The 16,413-nt window shown below is 63.8% G+C and carries 14 protein-coding genes; all 14 read right to left on the reverse strand.

Features of this window, described 5'->3' with window-relative positions; genetic code table 11:
* Positions 1-3: 3 nt before the first annotated feature.
* The 14 genes from astD to AC3WOG_RS13825 all read right to left on the reverse strand — a co-directional run bounded on the left by astD (position 4) and on the right by AC3WOG_RS13825 (position 16,399).
* Positions 4-1,467, reverse strand: a complete 1,464-nt coding sequence (gene astD, locus AC3WOG_RS13760) for a succinylglutamate-semialdehyde dehydrogenase (RefSeq protein WP_492578518.1) — start codon at positions 1,465-1,467, stop codon at positions 4-6.
* A gap of 2 nt (positions 1,468-1,469) precedes the next feature.
* The gene (astA, locus tag AC3WOG_RS13765; RefSeq protein ID WP_492578519.1) at positions 1,470-2,501 is read right to left on the reverse strand and encodes an arginine N-succinyltransferase; all 1,032 of its coding nucleotides are present in this window, start codon (positions 2,499-2,501) and stop codon (positions 1,470-1,472) included.
* Positions 2,498-3,556 carry an arginine/ornithine succinyltransferase subunit alpha gene (aruF, locus tag AC3WOG_RS13770; protein WP_492578520.1) on the reverse strand — a complete coding sequence of 353 codons (1,059 nt, stop codon included), beginning with the start codon at positions 3,554-3,556 and terminating at the stop codon, positions 2,498-2,500. The genes astA and aruF overlap by 4 nt, the downstream gene beginning before the upstream one ends.
* 29 nt (positions 3,557-3,585) lie before the next feature.
* Positions 3,586-4,821: an aspartate aminotransferase family protein gene (locus AC3WOG_RS13775; RefSeq protein WP_492578521.1), complete on the reverse strand. Its 1,236-nt coding sequence runs from the start codon at positions 4,819-4,821 to the stop codon at positions 3,586-3,588.
* Positions 4,822-5,001: 180 nt separating this feature from the next.
* Positions 5,002-6,051, reverse strand: coding sequence for a GlxA family transcriptional regulator (locus AC3WOG_RS13780; RefSeq protein WP_492578522.1), 1,050 nt, complete (start codon positions 6,049-6,051; stop codon positions 5,002-5,004).
* Positions 6,052-6,087: 36 nt separating this feature from the next.
* Entirely contained in the window at positions 6,088-6,879 is a 792-nt protein-coding gene (locus AC3WOG_RS13785) for an ABC transporter ATP-binding protein (protein WP_492578523.1), read from the reverse strand.
* A gap of 89 nt (positions 6,880-6,968) precedes the next feature.
* Positions 6,969-7,682: an ABC transporter permease gene (locus AC3WOG_RS13790; protein ID WP_492578524.1), complete on the reverse strand. Its 714-nt coding sequence runs from the start codon at positions 7,680-7,682 to the stop codon at positions 6,969-6,971.
* 6 nt (positions 7,683-7,688) lie between these two features.
* Positions 7,689-8,378, reverse strand: a complete 690-nt coding sequence (locus tag AC3WOG_RS13795) for an ABC transporter permease (protein WP_492578525.1) — start codon at positions 8,376-8,378, stop codon at positions 7,689-7,691.
* A 1,297-nt stretch (positions 8,379-9,675) separates the two neighbouring features.
* The gene (locus AC3WOG_RS13800) at positions 9,676-10,629 is read right to left on the reverse strand and encodes a patatin-like phospholipase family protein (protein WP_492578526.1); all 954 of its coding nucleotides are present in this window, start codon (positions 10,627-10,629) and stop codon (positions 9,676-9,678) included.
* 19 nt (positions 10,630-10,648) lie between these two features.
* A complete protein-coding gene (locus tag AC3WOG_RS13805) occupies positions 10,649-11,200 on the reverse strand; it encodes a hypothetical protein (RefSeq protein WP_492578527.1) in 552 nt (183 codons plus the stop codon).
* 538 nt (positions 11,201-11,738) lie between these two features.
* Positions 11,739-12,929, reverse strand: coding sequence for an acyl-CoA dehydrogenase family protein (locus tag AC3WOG_RS13810; RefSeq protein WP_492578528.1), 1,191 nt, complete (start codon positions 12,927-12,929; stop codon positions 11,739-11,741).
* Positions 12,930-12,951: 22 nt separating this feature from the next.
* On the reverse strand, positions 12,952-13,899 hold the full coding sequence (locus tag AC3WOG_RS13815) for an ABC transporter substrate-binding protein (protein WP_492578529.1): 948 nt from the start codon (positions 13,897-13,899) through the stop codon (positions 12,952-12,954).
* A gap of 293 nt (positions 13,900-14,192) precedes the next feature.
* Complete coding sequence (locus tag AC3WOG_RS13820) at positions 14,193-15,794, reverse strand: rhodanese-related sulfurtransferase (RefSeq protein WP_492578530.1); 1,602 nt, start codon at positions 15,792-15,794, stop codon at positions 14,193-14,195.
* Entirely contained in the window at positions 15,791-16,399 is a 609-nt protein-coding gene (locus AC3WOG_RS13825) for a cysteine dioxygenase family protein (RefSeq protein ID WP_492578531.1), read from the reverse strand. The genes AC3WOG_RS13820 and AC3WOG_RS13825 overlap by 4 nt, the downstream gene beginning before the upstream one ends.
* Positions 16,400-16,413: the final 14 nt, after the last annotated feature.

The raw sequence follows: 16,413 nt of genomic DNA on the forward strand, positions 1-16,413 counted from the left end.
TCCTCAGAATTGAAGGCCCGGCGAGACGCTCGCGGGCATGTGCAGTTGCGCGCTTTCGACGGAAGCCATCGGATACGCGCAGTAGTCGGCGGCGTAGTACGCGCTCGGCCGATGATTGCCCGAACGCCCCGGACCGCCGAACGGCGCGCCCGACGACGCACCGTTGGTCGGCCGGTTCCAGTTGACGATGCCCGCGCGGATGGTGCGCTGGAAATGCGTCCACAGTGCTTCGTCGTCGGCCAGCAGGCCGGCGGACAGCCCGAACCCGGTGTCGTTGGCGCGTTCGATCGCTTCGTCGAAGGTGCCGTAGCGGATGATTTGCGCCAAGGGTCCGAAGTGCTCTTCGTCCGGCAGTTCGCGCACGGCGGTCACGTCGAGAATGGCCGGCGTGACGAAACCGAGGGTCGGATCGCGCTGCTCCATCGTCAACAACGATTTCGCGCCGTCGGCAAGCAAACGCGCTTGCGCCGCGACCAGACGCGAAGCCGCGCGCGCCGAGATCACCGCGCCCATGAACGGTTGCGGATCGGCATTGTATTCGCCGACGCTGATGCGCGACGTGACCTCGGTGAGGCGTTCGATAAAGCGGTCGCCGAACGCATCGTTCGGCACGAAAATGCGCCGTGCGCAGGTGCAGCGCTGCCCCGCGGACAGAAACGCCGACTGGATCGTGTGATGCACGGCCGCGTCGAGATCGGCTACCGGCCCGATCACAAGGGGATTGTTGCCGCCCATCTCCAGCGCCAGCACGATCTCCGGACGGCCGCCGAACTGCTTGTGCAGCAACGTGCCGGTGTCCGAACTGCCGGTGAAGAACAAGCCGTCAATCTGCCGGTGATTCGCGAGCGCAATGCCGGTCTCTTTCTCGCCCTGCACGAGGTTCAGCACGCCCGCGGGCAAGCCCGCATCGCGCCAGATCTGCACGGTGACAGCGGCCACGCCCGGTGCCAGCTCCGACGGCTTGAACACCACGGCGTTACCGGCGATCAACGCCGGCACGATATGCCCGTTCGGCAAATGCCCGGGGAAGTTATACGGCCCGAACACCGCGACCACGCCATGCGGACGATGCCGCAGCACGGCAGTGCCGTCGGCCATCGCCGAACGCTTTTCGCCGGTGCGTTCGTTGTACGCCTGAATCGAAATCTCGACTTTCGCCGCCATCGACGCGGCTTCCGTGCGCGCTTCCCACAGCGGCTTGCCGGTCTCGCGGCCGATCGCTTCGGCCAGCGCTTCCTTGCGTTCGGTCACGAGCGCAGCGAAGCGGCGCACCACGGCGCAACGCTCGTCGAGGCTCGATGCCGACCACGTCGCGAACGCGCGGCGGGCGCTGCGCACCGCACGATCGACGTCGTCCGCCGACGCGCTGTTGCCTTCCCAAACCGTCGCGCCCGTGCCCGGGTTGCGCGACGCGAATGCGGGTCCTGTGCCGGCGGCCCATTCGCCGTCGATGAAAAGCTCGCTCATGATCATCCTTGTTTGTGTTTCAGCGGCAGCACCCGGACCGGGTCGCCTGCCTTCACGTCGAGTGCGATTGCTTCCGCGGCGCTCAGCAGGAACACGCCGTTTTCCGGCACGCCCGCTGTCACGCCCACGCGAAAATCACTCAGCGACGTATTCGACACCATCGATTTCGGCCCATCGGCCGGCGCATTCGACACGCCGATCTCGACCGGCACTACCACGCTTTCGCGCACGGTGCGCAAGTCGGCGATATGGCATTCGAGAACCGGACCCGCATCGAAAATATCGACGTGGTTCTCGTAGCGCAGCCCTTCCGCTTCGAGCATGCGGCGCGCCGGAATCGTGTCGCTATGCGTGAGGCCGACGCATTGCTGCGCTTCTTCCGGCAACAACTCGACATACACCGGGTAGCGCGGCATCAGCTCGGCGAGAAACGCCTTGCGGCCGTGCGAGCTCAGATAATCCGCCGCGTTGAAATCGATCTGATAGAAATGCGAGCCGACCGCACGCCAGAACGGCGAAGTGCCGTCCGCGTCGAAATGGCCGCGCAATTCCGCGCAGATACGCTGCGGAAAGCGCTCGCGAAACTGCGCGAGAAACATGAAGCGCGAACGCGACAGCAAACCGCCCACGCCGCTCGTCCGGTAACGCGGACTCAGAAACAGCGAGCACACTTCGGCGTAGCCGGTCAGATCGTGCGAGATGTTCAGCGCGCGCATGCGCGTCCAGATGCCGAGATCCTGGCTCGCGTGCACCACCGTGCTGACGCGATAGTTGTAGAACGGCTGCTGCAGACCCACCGCGGTTTCAATGCCGCATACGCCGGCCACGTCGCCGGTCTCGGTGTCTTCCATCACGAAGAAGTAACCCGCCTCGTGCGGTGCGGCTTTGTCTTCCATCGTGCGGCGCGCGCGTTCGACGCGTGCCGCGAGTGCGTCGCGATCCGGCTTGAAGGTGGTGAGACCGGGGCCGGTCTCCTGGGCGAGCGCCATCAGCGCGTCCACATCGCCTCGTTGCACAACGCGAACAACGATCATTGTGCGTCTCCCGAAGATTCTTCCTGATACGGCTGATGCAGCGGCACGCAGCGCACCGCGTCGCCCTCCTGCACGCCGAGCGCGGTGCGCGCCGCGTGCGGCAACGGCGCGCCGGCTTCCTTGCCGGCGGACAGCTCGCCCAGCACGCAGCGGAATTCGCCGTCGGCGCCGTTATGCGCGATCAGATACGTCGAGCCGTCCGTCGCCGCGCCGGCCTCGTGCACCACACGCGTTTCATTGCGCGTCACACACGCGCTGCGATCCACTTGTGCGGTCAGCACCGGACCCGCATCGAAAATATCGATAAAGCGGTCGGTCTCGAAGCCTTCTTCCAGGTGGATCTCATACGCGAGCAGCGCCTTCGAATCCGGTTCGCCGAGCACGCGTTGCGCCGCTTCCGGCAGCAACGGCACGTAGACCGGATACGTCGGCATCACTTCGGCGATAAAGGTGCGGCTGCGGCCGCCCGATTCGATTTCGATGTCGGCGAAGTCGCGGCCGAAGAACTTGCGCCCCACCGCTTCCCAGAACGGCGACACGCCCGCATCGTCGGTCACGCCGAGCAGCAGCGAGAACACTTCGGGCGTGAAGCGCTTGCGATTGGCGGCGATGTACATCATCCGCGCCCGCGACATCAGATGCGCGGCCGCATCGCCACGCAGCGAAGGATCGATGTAATAGCCGGCAAGGCGGCTCTTGCCGGTCAATTCATGCGACATGGTCAGCGCGTGAATCTTGCGGTTCACGTGCAACTCGCGCGACGCATGAATCAGCGCGTCATTGCGAAACGCGTAGAACGGGTCTGAATAACCGGCCGCGGCGACGATGCTCGCCGTGCCCATCAGCTTGCCGCTTTCCGCATCCTCGAGCACGAACAGATAGAACTCCTCGCCCGGAAAATCGACGTCCGCGCGAAACGAGTCCTCCGACAGCGCGACGCGCGCTTCGAGCGCACGCCGGTCGTGCGGCAACGAATGCAGCACCGGTTGCGCGGTGCGCGCCATGTGTTCGAGCGCATCGAGATCGGCGAGGCGGCCGGGGCGTACGAAGAGCATCGTCGTTCCTGATTGAATGTGACGCCTGATTAACGAGCCGGGGCTTCAGCGGTTGCGCCGACCACTTCGTCGATCGCCTTCGCCAGACGCGCAAAGCCTTCATACATGTCGTCGAGCGGAATGATCAGCGACGGCACAAAGCGCAACACGTCCGGACCTGCCATCAGCATGATCACGCCGTGATTGCCGGCCGCCGTGACGAAATCCTTCGCACGGCCCTTGAACGCGTCGGTCAGTTCCGCGCCGATCAAAAGACCCTTGCCGCGCACTTCCTTGAAGATGCCGAAGCGCTCGTTGAGCTTTGCAAGTTGCCCCTTCAGCGCGTCGCTGCGCGAGTGCACGCCTTCCAGCAGTCGCGGATCGCTGACCAGTTCGACCACTTTCTCCGCGATCGCCGACGCGAGCGGATTACCGCCATACGTCGTGCCATGCACGCCGACCTTGAAGTGGGCAGCCAGTTCTTTGGTGGTCAGCATCGCGCCGATCGGGAAACCGTTGCCGAGCGCCTTCGCGGTGGTCAGGATGTCCGGCGTGACGCCCGTGTCCTGGTACGCGTAGAAATGGCCGCTGCGGCCCACCCCCGTTTGTACCTCGTCAAAAATCAGCAGTGCGCCGTGCTGATCGCAGGCTTCGCGCAAGGCGAGCAGGAAGGCCGGATCGGCCGGGATCACGCCGCCTTCGCCCTGGATCGGCTCGACGATCACCGCGCAGGTTTGCGCGCCGATCGCTTTCTTCGCGGCTTCGATATCGTTGTACGGCAGATGGGTGATGCCGGCGGGCACCGGTCCGAAACCTTCCGAATACTTCGGCTGGCCGCCCACGCTCACGGTAAAGAACGTACGGCCATGGAACGATTGCGTGAACGAGACGATTTCGAATTTGTCCGCGCCATGACGCTCGAATGCGACGCGGCGCGCCAGCTTCAGCGCTGCTTCGTTGGCTTCCGCGCCCGAGTTGGCGAAGAACGCGCGGTCGGCGAAGGTCAGGTCTTCGAGGCGCCTGGCGAGGCGCAGCACCGGTTCGTTGGTGTAGCCGTTACCGATGTGCCACATCTTGCTGCCCTGTTCGTGCAGCACTTTCAGCAGCTCAGGATGCGCATGACCGAGCGCGGTGACGGCGATACCGCCGGCGAAGTCGATATAGTCGCGGCCTTGCGTATCCCAGACGCGCGAACCGAGACCGCGATCCGGTACGAAGGCGGCGGGCGAAAACACCGGCACCATGACTTCGTCGAAGGTCTGGCGTGTCACAGTCAGGTCGTTCATGGCAAATCCTCGTTACAGGTGAGAGGTAATACACGTAGTGTAGGAAACCGCACGCGATACGTCTTGCGCATACGCGACGCTTTCTATGAGCTTCCGGGCGGGCATGCGGTGTGCGGCGCCGATTCGCGCCGCTTATTCCGTTTGCTTGTTCCGCTTGCCTATTCCGCCTGCCTGTCCGGATTACCCGGCTTGATCGGGCCGCTCGATCAACGCGCCGGGCCGCGGCTCGCTCGCCGCGGCGCCCGTCGCGCCGGTCTGCTTGTCGATCCAGTTACGGCGATCCTCGCGCGGTGTGACACCAAAGCGTTCGCGATACGCATTCGAAAAGTGCGCCGCCGATGAAAATCCGCACGCGAGACTGATCTGCACCACCGATTTGCTGGTGCGCTGCAATTGCGTGCGCGCTTTCGAAAGCCGCAGCCCCAGGTAGTATTTGGACGGCATCGAGCCGAGGTACTGGCGAAACAGGCGTTCCAACTGCCGCCGCGAGACGCCGACCAGACCGGCGATCTCATCGGTGGTGAGCGGATCTTCGATATTCGCTTCCATCAGCAGCAGCGCATCGTTCAACCGCGGATGGCGCTCGCCCGGCGCGGTCACGAACGGAATCCGCTGACGCTCCTCGCCCGCGCGCAACACGCCTACGCCGAGCGTATCGGCGATCCGGTCCGCCAGTTCAGGGCCATGATCGCGGCCGATCATCGCCAGCATGAAGTCGACCGTTGCCTGACCGCCCGCGCATGTCGCGCGATCACGGTCGATTTCGAAGATCTGCTGGGTGACGATCGAGCGCTCGAACTGCTCGGAGAACTGCTGATAGGTTTCCCAGTTGACGCTCACGCGATAGCCGGACAGCTGCCCCGCCATCGCCAGCCACCAGACGCCGTGATGAATGCCGGTGACGAGCGGCGTGCGCTGCCCGACGCGCGACAAACTCGCCAGAAACAGGCGGTAATCGGCGAATTGCTGAAACCGCTCGCTGACGATGATCAGCCAGTCGCACGAGATCGCGTCGCCGAACGCGGCATCGGCCGGCCATTGCGCGCCGCCCGCGAGCGGCACCGCGCGGCCGTCCCACGAACACACCTGCACGCGGTACAGCGCACGGCCGTCGATTTCGTTGGCGAGATTGAGCGCGTCGACAATCGGCCCGACGCCCGACATCGACACAGGCGGCAATGCGACGATTGCAACCTGCGTGGTGCGTGCGGGGCTGGACGTGCGAGCCATCGCCTATTAGCGAAACGCGGAAACGCGAGCCACGCGTTACTTCAGACTGCCGGACAGGAACTGCTTGAGCCGCTCGCTGCGCGGTGTGGCCAGCACTTCGGCGGGCAAGCCCTCTTCTTCGGTGCGGCCCTGATGCAGGAACATCACATGGTTCGACACGTTGCGCGCGAAACCCATTTCGTGCGTGACGACAATCATTGTGCGGCCTTCTTCGGCAAGCTTCTGCATCACCTTCAGCACCTCGCCGACCAGTTCGGGATCGAGCGCGGAAGTCGGCTCGTCGAACAGCATCACGTCCGGGTTCATCGCCAGCGCGCGGGCAATCGCCACGCGCTGCTGCTGACCGCCCGACAGATGCGACGGATACTGTTTTTCCAGACGCGGCGCGAGACCGACTTTCTCGAGATACTCGCGCGCGCGCTCTTCAGCTTCGCGGCGCGACATGCCGAGCACATGAATCGGCGCTTCGACGATGTTCTCTATCACATTCATGTGCGCCCACAAGTTGAAGTGCTGGAACACCATCGCGAGTTTCGTGCGGATGCGTTGCAACTGCTTGTGATCGGCGACTTCGAGATTGCCGGCGCGGTCGGTTTTCGTCTTCACCGTTTCGCCGTCGACGACGATTTGCCCGGCGTTCGGCCGCTCCAGAAAATTGATGCAGCGCAGGAAGGTACTCTTGCCCGACCCGCTCGCGCCGATGATACTGATCACGTCGCCTTTGTTCGCGTTCAGCGAGACGCCCTTGAGCACTTCGTTGTCGCCATAGCGCTTGTGGATGTCTTGAACGGCGAGCTTGCAAGCTTCGGTTTGAGTCGTGTGGAGCAAGATGCTCTCCCAGTGAAAATACAGATCAATCTTCGTGACGGCGCGAGTCAGACACGCCGCTCAATGCCAACGCGCCAGCCCAATGCGTATCAATGCGTACGTACCGCCAAATAGCCGAGCCAGTGACGCTCGGCGCGCCGGAACAAAGCCACCAGCGCGAACGACACCACCAGGTAAATCAGCGCTGCGAGGCCGAACGCATTGAACGACTGATACGTAGCTGAATTCGCGTCACGCGCCACCTTCAGGATGTCCGGCACCGTAGCCGTAAACGCGACCGTGGTGGCGTGCAGCATCAGGATCACTTCGTTACTGTACAACGGCAGCGCCCGGCGCAGCGCGGACGGTATCACAATGCGCCGGTACATCGTGAACCAGCTCATGCCGTAGGCCCGCGCCGCTTCCACTTCGCCGTGCGAGGTCGAACGGATCGCGCCGGCGAAAATCTCGGTGGTGTACGCGCAGGTGTTCAGTGCAAAGGCGAGAATCGCGCAGTGAAAACCGCTGCGGAAAAACGCGTCCAGCAACTGATGCGAGCGCACGAATTCGAGGCTGTACATGCCGGTGTAGATCAGCAGCAGTTGCACGTACAGCGGCGTGCCGCGAAACACGTAGGTGTAAAGACGTACTGGCGTCGACAGCCAGCGCTTCTTCGAGACTCGCGCGACCGCCAGCGGAATCGCCATCACGAAGCCGATCCCGATCGACGTCACCAGCAGCCACAACGTGACCGCGAGACCGGAAATACGCTGACCGTCCCAGTACAGGAACGCGCGCCAGAATTGGTTGAGGATGTCGATCATGGTCTGTCAGAGCTCCGCGTGCCGCACGCCAATCGAATAACGCCGTTCGAGCCAGATCAGCACGAGATTCGATGCAGTGGTGATCGCCAGATAGATCAGCGCGGCGACCAGAATGAAGAAGAACATGTTGAAGGTGCTCTTGCCGGCGTCCTGTGCGGCCTTGACGACATCGGCGAGACCGATGATCGATACCAGCGCGGTGGCCTTCACCAGCACCTGCCAGTTGTTGCCGATGCCCGGCAGCGCGAAGCGCATCATCTGTGGAAACAGGATGCGCGTGAACACGCGCACGCCGCTCATGCCATACGCGCTGCCCGCTTCGAGCTGACCGCGCGGCACCGCGAGAAACGCACCGCGGAAGGTCTCGGTGAAATACGCGCCGTAGATGAAGCCGAGCGTCAGCACGCCGGCCACGAACGGATCGATATCGAACTGCGGCAGATTGAGCGAATCGGTCAGATTGTTGACCGCGATCTGGATGCTGTAGAACAGCAGCAGCATCAGGACCAGATCGGGCACCGAGCGGATCAGCGTCGTATAACCGGTCGCGAGCGCCCGCAGCGGGCGGTTGAACGAAAGTTTCGCCGCCGCGCCCGCGAGGCCGAGCAGCACGGAGGCTGCCAGCGACAGGACGGACAGCTCGATCGTCTGGATCGTGCCGGCCAGCAACACCGGACCAAAGCCGTAAAGGAACACGCGCGTCTCCATCCAGGTTTATTGAGGATGTCACGGACGGCGCCGGCAGATCTTTTTGCCCGACTCGTCCGACATGGCGCGGAGTCTCGCAAGCGAAAATTAATTGCTCAAATAGAGGGGCGGAGGTTTGTTGCGTCGCAACATGACGCGGTTTGGTGCCGCGGGAGGCTCTTAGGGCTTGGTTTTGCGGGGGATATGGGTTTGTAAGCCGGCTCGCGTGGGGCGCGGGCTGCCGCGATTTAGCAAGTTTCGGGTCGCTTTTTCGATAGACGGATTGGGGGTCGACTGTGGTTTGCCTATGCGGCGCTTATGTCTGTGCGCCTGCGGCGTTGGCCTTTCCTTGTTTTGTTGTTGGTTTATTAGCGTTCCCCCTGTGCGGGGGGGCACCTACTTTTCTTTGCCTGCCGCAAAGAAAAGTAGGCAAAAGAAAGCGGCTTTACACCGCCAGCTCCTAAGCGGGTCCCCTGGCTTGGAGGGCGTAGTGGCGCATCTGGAATCTGTGCTCTCGCGCACTCCGCGCCGGTGACAAGGCCGTCATACTTCCGGCGGCGCTGCGCGCGCCGTAGCGGTACTTCTCAAAACCGATGGGGCGTACGCGTTTCCCGCATCATCCTTCCCGCCTCGCACTGCGTGCTCGCCGGAACGGTCTGCAAGGGAAACCAGTGGCTTCGTTTTGGTTTCGTGGGGGCCATCGGCTTCGCCTCGGCGGGGCGTTGAATTGTGGGAGTGCGGGCCACTTCGCCGAACGAAACGCAGCCACGAGTTATGCTGGCGCAGTAAAGGAGCGCAGCCGCGAGTTACGCGAGCGCAGCAAAGGCAATCCATAACGCTTGAACAACCGCAGGCATGGAAGCGCCGCTAGCGCAGCGAAGACAAGCCGTTATGCCTGGACAACCACAGGCACGGAAACGCCCGACGGTTTTGTGAAGTACCGCCACGGCGCGCGCAGCGCCGCCGGAAGTATGACGGCCTTGTCACTCACGCGGAGTGCGCGAGAACACCGATTCCAGATGCGCCACTACGCCCTCCAAGCCAGGGGACCCGCTTAGGAGCTGGCGGTGTAAAGCCGCTTTCTTTTGCCTATTTTTCTTTGCGGCAGGCAAAGAAAAGTAGGTGCTCCCCCGCACAGGGGGAACGCTAATAAACCAATATCAATTCAAGGAAAGGCCACCACCGTAGGCACACAGAACAATGCCGCCGCGAAAGGCAAAACACTGAGAAAAAACCACCGCCGCAGGCAAACAACCAAAGCGCCGCGTAGGCAAAAAAACAACCAGTCGCTACACGCAAACAAACCCTAATCAATCCCCAATCGAGCCCGAATAGCCGGCAACATATACTCCACCGCCGCGCGGCCCTCTTCAATCGCCGGCGCGGCCCGATGAAAATCAAAAATCCCCATCCCCCCCAACCGGGGTTGAATCAAAATATCCGCCGGTTCGCCGGCAAGACGACTCCGCGTAATCCGCACTTGCATGATATCGATGCTCTGCGCGATCGAGCTAAGCATCGAAGGCACGCGCGTGCTCGGCGCAGGCGGCACCCGAACATCGTCGGCACCGCGTGCCTCAGCCGGTGCAAGCCACCGTGGCCAAGGCTTGCCATTACGCCGCAATGCGACAGGCGGCGGCGCTGTCGGATCAATCGCGGGCGTATCCACCACCGCGCCGCCAAAATCGCGGCCGTTCAGAATATCGTTGTTCAGATCGACGGCGATCACGCAGTCCGCCCGCATGCCGCGCGCCACCGAGACCGGCACCGGATTGCTCAAGCCGCCGTCCACCAGCCACACGCCGTTGTGCCAAACCGGCGTGAAAATCCCGGGAATCGCAATCGACGCGCGCACGGCATCCACCACGCTGCCGTCCTGCAGCCAGCTTTCGCGGCCCGTATCGAGTTCAGTAGCGACCGCCGCGAACGGCATGTTCAACTGCGCAATCGAGCGGCCGTTGAATTTGTCCGCGAACAACTGGATCACTTTACGCCCGCCGAGCAAGCCGCCCGACAAACGCAAATCGAGCAGACGCACCACCGTTTGCCAGGTCAGCCGCGAGACCCATTCTTCAAGCCAGTCGAGATCGCCGTTCGCATAAACCGCGCCGACCAGCGCCCCAATCGATGTGCCGCACACCACATCCGGTTTGATGCCCGCATCGTGCAACGCGCGAATCGCGCCGATATGCGCCCAGCCGCGCGCGGCGCCCCCACCCAACACCAGCCCGATACGGCTGTATCGACGTCGATGTATCATTTTTTCTGCCTTTTCTTGCCTATCGCCCGCGCACCACGTCCGAGCGCGATGTTGTGTACACCTTGTGAAACTCGTCGAAGTGCACGTTGAAAATGCCCTCTTCCGTCACGCCGCCCTCGCGCCACTTCCAGCTCCACACGGTTTCCGGCTTCAACGGAAACACGGCGACTTCGCCCGGTTTGCCGAGCAGGCGGCGCACTTCGTCCTCGGTCATGCCGATGCGAATCTTCGCGAAGTTGGCGGCGGTGAGCACCTGGGTGATGGCTTGCAGTTTGCCGTCGCGGTCGATGTCGATCATGTAGGTGTTCAGCCCTTGCGGACCGCGCGGATATTCGAGGCGCTTCGAGCCGTCGGTAAACGTCCGTTCGGTTTCGGGCTTGCCCATCTGGTCGCGGACTTGCGCTTCGCTCGTGACGCCGGGCGTCATGTTCTTGAGCAGTAATGCGTCCGGCTTGACAGCGTTGAAAAATTCCTTGAGTTTTTGCACGGCGCGGTCGCTCTGTTGGTCGTCGCAGCCGGCCAGTGCAACGCACGCACTTAGCATGGCGACGGTAAGCAGTTTGAGGCTCACAGCAAGTTTCCTGTACGAATGCGGACGCGTAACGCGCACGCATCCCGTTGTGTAGTGTGTACTACAGGATAACCGCGTGCACGCAAAACCGCGAGCGCCGCCCGCAAGGATGCTGTAAGCCTCCTTGCGGCGCGGTTTGCTGCGAGTGGACTCAGCAGGGGAAAACGCGAGGGGAAAAACCGCGGGAAATACGGCCCAGAAGCAAAAAGGCGACGCTGTGCAAAGCGTCGCCAGGCCGGTCGGTACGGTCACCGAACGGTGGAGGCGGCAGAAAAGCCGCCCGAAGCGAAGCACCGCGGACGACGCGCAGCGGCCTGGTTCCCGGCGAAGCGGTGAGAGACCTTTGATCTCCGACCTTACGCCATCGCCGGAATGGCAGACCGCTGCTTGTTTGGCCGCCCTGGTCCCTCGATAAGCCTTCCAAGTGCAGCCAATCTAAACGCATTGGCGGAATTAGACGAGAGCGCGTTTACACCGAATCGGCAGATGATTTCTGGCTGAGCGGCACAAGCCCGACGCCGCGCCGAGTCGTGCATCCTCACACGGGCAAGAACGCGGCGAAACCCGCCCGCCCCGCGCCCAGCAGTACGGAATCGTTCTGCGGCGTATGAATCCGCGCGCACAGCACATCGCGATAGTGGCGCTCGAGCGGATTGTCGCGGCTCAAGCCGGGATTGCCGCTCGCTTCGACGGCCAACTGCACTGCTTCGATCGATTGATTCGTCACCGTGTATTTGACGAGCGGCGCTTCGTCGAGCGTCACGTGTTGGCCGTGCGCGCCCGCGTCGAGCAGCACGCGATTGTTGAACAGTAGCGCGTCGATCCGGCCGAGCGTCTGCGCGAACGCCGGCAGGCTCGCGAGCGGCGCGCCGAGATTGCCGGGTGTACGGTTCGCGGCCCACTGCGCGAACCAGTCGCGCGCGGCCCGCGCAACGCCGTCGTAGACCGCCGGCAACAGCACGCTCATCCACGCGAAACCGAGCGGATCGAGCCCGGCGCCGGGCTCCCCCGGCGGATGCACATCGACCGCATGCGCGGCCGGCACGAACACGTTGTCGAACACCAGCTCATGACTGCCGGTGGCGCGCATACCGAGGTGATTCCACTCGCTGCCGACCCGCACGCCGGGCGTATCGCGATGCACCAGCCATACGCCGACACGCGGCGGCGTGTCGGCGCTGCGCGCCCACACCGCGAGCCATGTGAGACCGGGACTGCCGGTCGAATACAGCTTGCTGCCGTCGATACGCCAGCCGTCGCCGCTGCGCTTCGCTATGGTCGACGGCAAGCCGCCGCGCGCCGGCGTGCCGAGTTCGGGTTCGACGCGCAACGCATTGATCAGCGCGCCGTCGCGCACCGCTTCACGCGCGACGCGTTCGCGCAGTTCGACGGGCCAATGCGGATTGCCCTGCAAGCGATGATGAAACAGGTACTGCATCACCAGCACCAGCGCCGTGGACGGCTCGCCGCGCGCCACCGCACGTATGACCTTCAACGCCTGCGGCAAGCTGGCGCCCGCGCCGCCGAGCGACGCGGGCACCGTCAACGAGAGCAGATCGAACTCGTGCAAGCGCGCCAGATTGGCGTGCGGAAATTCGGCGGTGCGGTCGTAGTGCGCCGCGCTCGCGGCGAACCCGGTGGTGAGTTGCGCGAGCAGCGCGTCGAACGCATCGCTATCGAGCGGTGCGTGACGGCGCGTCACCGCGCTTTCGGCAATCGGGGCATTCATGCGAGAACTCCGGCACGCCGTGTTACGGCAGAGGGAAACTGCGATCGAAGCTCGTGCGCACGTCGAGATGCGCGCGGATCACGTTGGCGGCTTCGTAGGTGTCGGCCGTACGCTGCTGCGCGGCGATCACACTGTCGTCGATCGCCACCGGATGCACCTGGCCGCGCTGATAGACGGTTTTCAGCACATCGGTCGGCAGGCCGGTGACGCGCGATTGCGTCGCCGCGACTTCGTCCGGATGCGAGAGCGCCCAACGCTGGCCGATCGCGACGCGTCGCAGGAAGTCGGCGAGTTGCACGTGCTTGTCCGCAATCGCGCGTTCGGTTGCGACCTGGTAGCTGAGTCCTTCCGACAAACCGACGCCGTTGGCGATGATGCGATCGTGATCGCGCGCTTCGCCCAGCGCCGTGTACGGGTCCCACGCCGACCACGCATCGACGCTGCCCGAGGCGAGCGCCGCCTTCGCATCGGCGGGTGCGAGGAACACGAACGTGACGTCGGAGAGCGGCACGTCGGCTTTCTTCAACGCGGCGAGCGCCAGATAGTGGCCGATCGAGCCACGGGTCGTCGCAATGCGCTTGCCCTTCAGGCCCGCCACATCGTTCAACGGCGAATGCGCGCCGACGACGATCGCCAGATCGCGTGGTATCGACCGCGTTGCTGCAACCGCTCGCACCCGCGCACCGGCAGCGAGCGCGAACACCAGCGGCGCGTCGCCGAGACCGCCGACGTCCACGGCGCCCGCATTCAACGCTTCGCCGAGCGGCTGCGCGGCAGGAAAGTTGAACCATTCGATCTTGTACGGCAGGTCTTTCAGCTGGCCGGACGCTTCGAGAATGCCGCGCGTTTGCAACGACTGGTCGCCGACTTTCAGCACCGGCAAATCGGCGGCGTATGAGTGAGCTGCGCAGGACACTGCGAACGTTGCCAGCGTCGCAACGCCGGGCGGTTTGAACAACGCACGCAGCATGCGTCGTACTACGGATGAGGCTCCAGATGAAAAGCGAGTGGTCGTCATATCGGCGCTTACGTGATGCATGCGGTGAAAGTTTGAAGCGACGATAAGGCACGCATCCGCGTAAGGCAAACGCATTATTCTTCTAAGCAAATATGCGAATTTTTTGCGCGTGGCGCGATGAATGCAAACCGGCACAGGTATCATCGAGCATGTCCATTGGTGTTCGTCGCGGACGGCAACGGCCTGGGTCTCGTGCCCTTGCCGCTGCTGCACGCAAGCCGTCACGCAGACGCACTCGATATCGGTCAGATCACGTGAAAACCGTGCGTGCCGTCGCGGCCGAGTTGCGCGACGAGACCGTATTCCCACTCCAGATACGCGTTCATCGCTTCGCGCGCGTTATCGGTGCCTTCATACGGACGCCGGTAACGGTCGATGCGCGGCGAAGCAAGCCGCGTCTCGCCGCTTTCGACCGGCAAGCCTGCTTCGATCCACGCGCTCGTGCCGCCGCTCAGCACCTGCACCGGCTTGCCCGTCAACGCGGCCAACTCCGGCGCGGCAAAACGCGCCAGCAGACTGCTGCCGCAGGTCGCCACATAGCGTTGCGCGTCGGGCAGCTTGCGCACGGCGTCATCGAGTTGCGCGCGAATCGCATACCACGCGCCCGGAATATGGCGCTTCACGTAGTTCGCGCTCGTCGTGAAATCGAGCACGACGGTGCCGGGCGCTTGCAGCAGCGTCGCCAGCTCGGCGGGCGAAATCTCATCGGCGTCCGGCGGTGTGGACGCATACCGTGCAGCGGGCGCCGCGCCCCGTTCGCTGAAGTCGGCGGCGCCCAGGCCATCCACCACGTACACCTCGACGTTCATCTGCGCGAGCCACGATGCGCTCATGTTCGCGCGCACGCCGTCGTTGTCCGCGAGGATCACGCGCGCGCCGCGCACCGGCGCGAACATGTCGGTTTCCTGCACGAGCTGACCGCCGGGCGCGCTGCGAAAACCGGGCACGTGGCCCGCTTCGTATTCTTCCGGCGTGCGCACGTCGAAGCGATAGACGGTGCGTACCGCTTCGTCGGCCCAGCGGCGCGCTTCGTCACGCGACGTGCGGCCCACTTTCGCGCGATCCGCCACCTTGCGCGCGGCGTCGGCGGCGGCCAGGCGGACTTCGTCGTTGATATTCGGATCGAAGCGGCGCGAACTGCCGTGCGCGAGCGGCTGACCGGCGAGCGTCCAGCCGATCGTGCCGTTGCGCAGCGCCGCGACCGGATTGGGCACACCCGCATTGATCAGCGACTGCGCGCCGATGATGCTGCGGGTGCGCCCCGCGCAATTGACGATGATGCGCGTGGCGGGATCCGGCGCGAGCTGCCGTGCGCGCAGCACCAGTTCCGCGCCCGGCACGCTGATGCTGCCGGGGATGTTCATGGTCTGGTACTCGTCGAAGCGGCGCGCGTCGAGTACTACCACGTCGGCTTCGCGGTCGAGCAGCGCCTGCACTGGCGGTGCTTCGAGCGACGGCGTATGCCGCTCGCTCTCGACCAGTTCGCCGAACGCCTTGCTCGGTACGTTGACGTCCTGGAACAGCTCACCGCCGGCCTTACGCCAGCCTTGCAGACCGCCTTCGAGCAAGGCGACATCGGTATAGCCGAGTTCGCTCAAACGGCGCGCGGCGCGTTCGGCGAGACCCTCGCCGTCATCGAACACGACAATCGGCACCGCGAGACGCGGCAGACGCAGCGGCGCTTCCAGTTCGAGCCGCGACAGCGACAGGTTCGCCGCAAAGAGCGGATGACTGCGCGCGTGCGGATCTTCCTCGCGTACGTCGACGAGCGCGATTTCCTGGCGCTCCAGCAGCGCGCGGCGCACGTCCTTGAATGAAAGGGTACGGAACTCTGTAGCGAAACTCATGGGATCGGGAACTCCTTCGAAACATGCCAGATAGTGGGCAACACGTCATTCGAGTAGCCCGAGATGAAATTCTTACGGCCGCCGCCTGCCGGATAAACCGAGCGCGTCACCGTGCCGATATTTGCACCGTACACGTGAATGCTGATCGACGTAAGGTCGCCAAAAGCATTACTTACGCGATGAATATCGCCGATGCGCGGCGACACGGCATCCACGGCGCCGGCGTCCAGACGCCGCGGCGCGCCCTGCTCGACCAGTTCGCCGGTTGGCGTGACGCGATAGTCCTGTGCAATTTCCGCGCCACGCAGCACGCCGATCAAACCCCATACGGTGTGATCGTGCACCGGCGTCGCTTGCCCCGGTCCCCAGACAAAGCTGACGACCGAGAAACGCTGCCGCGCATCCACGTACAGCAGGAATTGCTGATAGCGCTCGGGATCGGGCTGCGCGAAGGCGTCGGGCAACCAGTCGTCGTGGGCGATCAGCTCGCGCAGATGCGCGCCGCCGGCTTCGAGGAGTTGCGCTTCGGGCACGGCCTCGTCGACAAGGGACGCGATCCGGCCGACGAACGCGCGCAGCCGGTCCGTTCTTAAGGCTTGGGTCATCGAAAGTTCAGAAG

Source organism: Paraburkholderia sp. FW306-02-B (genome assembly GCF_058782725.1).